This is a genomic window from Streptomyces fuscigenes, assembly GCF_021556455.1.
Classification (GTDB): Bacteria; Actinomycetota; Actinomycetes; order Streptomycetales; family Streptomycetaceae; genus Streptomyces; species Streptomyces fuscigenes.
The window spans coordinates 1-2,280 of sequence record NZ_JAKGCV010000648.1 but is presented as its reverse complement, the minus strand read 5'-3'; the positions used below and the strand labels follow the sequence as shown (position 1 = coordinate 2,280).

Sequence of the window (2,280 nt, the reverse complement as noted above, 5' to 3'; positions counted from 1 at the left end):
GGCGCGGGCGGTGCGGGAGCGCCGGCGGCGCGGGCGGTGCGGACGGGGATCCGTGCCCGCCGGTCGTGCCGTCCGGCGCCGCCCGCGCCCCCGTCGCCGCTCACGGCACCCGCGTGATCCACTCCGGGGTGGTGAACTTGGTCCGCACGAGCTCCTGCGCCCGCTCCATCTCCTCGGGCGTGATCCGGTCGTCGGTCAGCCCGTACCGGTTGCGGAACGACCCGATCATGCGGGAGATCACCGTCTCGCGCGGCAGACCGGTCTGGCGGCGCAGCGGGTCGACGCGCTTCTTGGCGCTGCGCGTGCCCTTGTCGGAGAGCTTCTCCCGCCCGATGCGCAGCACCTCGGTCATCTTGTCGGCGTCGATGTCGTACGCCATCGTCACGTGGTGCAGGACCCCGCCCTGCCCCTCCACGACACGCTTCTGCGCTGCGCCCGCGATCTTTCCCACGTCCGTGGCGATGTCGTTCAGCGGCTGGTACCAGGCGCGGACGCCCATCTCGCCGAGCGCGCCGAGCACCCAGTCGTCGAGGTAGGCGTAACTGTCCGCGAACGAAAGCCCCTTGACCAGCGACTCGGGCACCGACAGCGAGTACGTGATCGTGTTGCCCGGCTCCACGAACATGGCGCCCCCGCCGGATACGCGCCGCACCACCGTGATCCCGTGGCGCCGGGCACCCTCCGGATCGACCTCGTTGCGCAGGGACTGGAAGCTCCCGATGACGACCGCGGGCGCCCCCCACTCCCACACCCGCAGGGTCGGCGGCCTGCGGCCCGCCGCGACCTCCGCCGTGATCACCTCGTCCAGCGCCATGTGCAGGGCGGGCGACTGCGGCGGCTCGTGGATCAGCCGCCAGTCGTAGTCCCGCCACTCCGTCGCCTGCGCGAGCGCCCGGCGCACGGCGACCGCGACACCCTCGGACGTGAGCCCGAGCATGGTCGTCCCCGCGGGCAGCGCCGCGTCGATCCGCGCGGCGAGGCCCGCGGTGTCCGTGCCGGCCGGCGCGCCCTCCAGGGCGCGGTCGATGGCGTGCAGGGCCTCGTCGGGCTCCAGGAAGAAGTCCCCGGCCACGCGCACCCCGCGCAGCACACCGTCCTCGGTGTCCAGGTCCACCACGACGAGCTTGCCGCCCGGCACCTTGTATTCACCATGCATGGCCATGCCTCCACATATCCCGAGAAAGCGAACCGTCCCGCCCCCGGGTTCATTCCGCGCGCGACAGGCGCGCCCCCAGCCTTCCGCGCGCACCGTCCGTACCGGTGAAGGGACCCGGCCCGACCGCCCCGAGGGCGCCCGAACCCCCTCGTGTGGCGTACGCGCGGCCGCCGGCGGGAGCGGCAGGCGTGGCGGGCGCCCCGCCCGGGTACGCGGTCGGTCGGCGCCAGGGGCGCGCGAGGGGGAGAGAGCGCATGGAGCAGATGACGGGATACGGCGGATTGCGGGACACGGGACCCGGTGCGCCGGGCCCGTGCGGGCGCGCGAGCGCCGTGTACGACGGGGGACCGGAGTCCATCGCCGCCGCGCGCGGCTTCGCCGCCGGCTACCTGAGGGACCTGCGCGCCGCGCTCGGAGTGCCCGTGTCGGCGGGCGCGATCGGGACGGCGCAACTGGTCGTCAGCGAGCTGGTGACGAACGCCTGCAAGTACGCGCCGGGTCCCTGCCTCGTCGACTGCGAGCTGGTGGGCGGCAGCCTGGAGATCGCCGTGTGGGACAGCGACCCGGCCCTCCCGCTCGCCCGCGCGCCGCGGCCGGGGCGGATCGGACAGCACGGCCTGGAGATCGTGCTGGCCGTGTGCGATGGCTTCGACGTGCGGCGGGAGCCGGTCGGCAAGCGGATCAAGGTCCGCCTGCCCGTGGACACCGCGTAGCGACGCACGGGGGCGGGCCGCCTCCGCGCCCGGCGTGCGGGCGGGGAGCGTGCCGGCTCAGCGCCCGGCCGGGGTGGCCGTCAGGCACACCGCACGGCCGCGGACCGGCCGCAGGCAGGCCCGCAGGGCCGTGCGGGGCCCGGCCGGGGTCATCGGGGTGAACACGTACCCGGAGGTGTCGAAGGCGTCCCTCGCCCGCGCGCTCTGCTGCGGACGGCTGGGGCCCGCGATGCTGATCCGGTCGCCCACCCGTGAGCCGCTGACCCGCGCCCACGCGCTCGAGCAGGCGCCGCTGTAGCGGACGTCGACGCGGCGGCCGCCGGCCACCGGCTCCGAACGCAGCGTCGCCGGCTGCCTGCCGCACAGCATCGCGCCCGGGTCCCGGCCCTCGCACGAGGCGCCGTGGCAGCG

General features: G+C 75.5%; 3 protein-coding genes. 1 reads left to right on the top strand and 2 read right to left on the bottom strand.

What is annotated here, in order from left to right; genetic code table 11:
- Positions 1-100 precede the first annotated feature (100 nt).
- The gene (gene lplAB / locus L1885_RS27355; RefSeq protein ID WP_235799834.1) at positions 101-1,156 is read right to left on the bottom strand and encodes a lipoate-protein ligase LplAB; all 1,056 of its coding nucleotides are present in this window, start codon (positions 1,154-1,156) and stop codon (positions 101-103) included.
- 254 nt (positions 1,157-1,410) lie between these two features.
- Here lplAB and L1885_RS27350 point away from each other — a divergent pair, with 254 nt between their 5' ends.
- Positions 1,411-1,869 carry an ATP-binding protein gene (locus L1885_RS27350; protein ID WP_372482043.1) on the top strand — a complete coding sequence of 153 codons (459 nt, stop codon included), beginning with the start codon at positions 1,411-1,413 and terminating at the stop codon, positions 1,867-1,869.
- Positions 1,870-1,926: 57 nt separating this feature from the next.
- On the opposite strand, the gene L1885_RS27345 is transcribed toward L1885_RS27350, so the two are convergent.
- Positions 1,927-2,280, bottom strand: a 354-nt coding sequence (locus L1885_RS27345; RefSeq protein ID WP_235799833.1) for a DUF2690 domain-containing protein, incomplete at its 5' end; no start/stop codon positions are given.

Bases quoted from the DNA above. Each gene is read 5' to 3' on its own strand.
- lplAB (WP_235799834.1), bottom strand. From the start codon at position 1,156: ATGCATGGTGAATACAAGGTGCCGGGCGGCAAGCTCGTCGTGGTGGAC.
- L1885_RS27350 (WP_372482043.1), top strand. From the start codon at position 1,411: ATGGAGCAGATGACGGGATACGGCGGATTGCGGGACACGGGACCCGGT.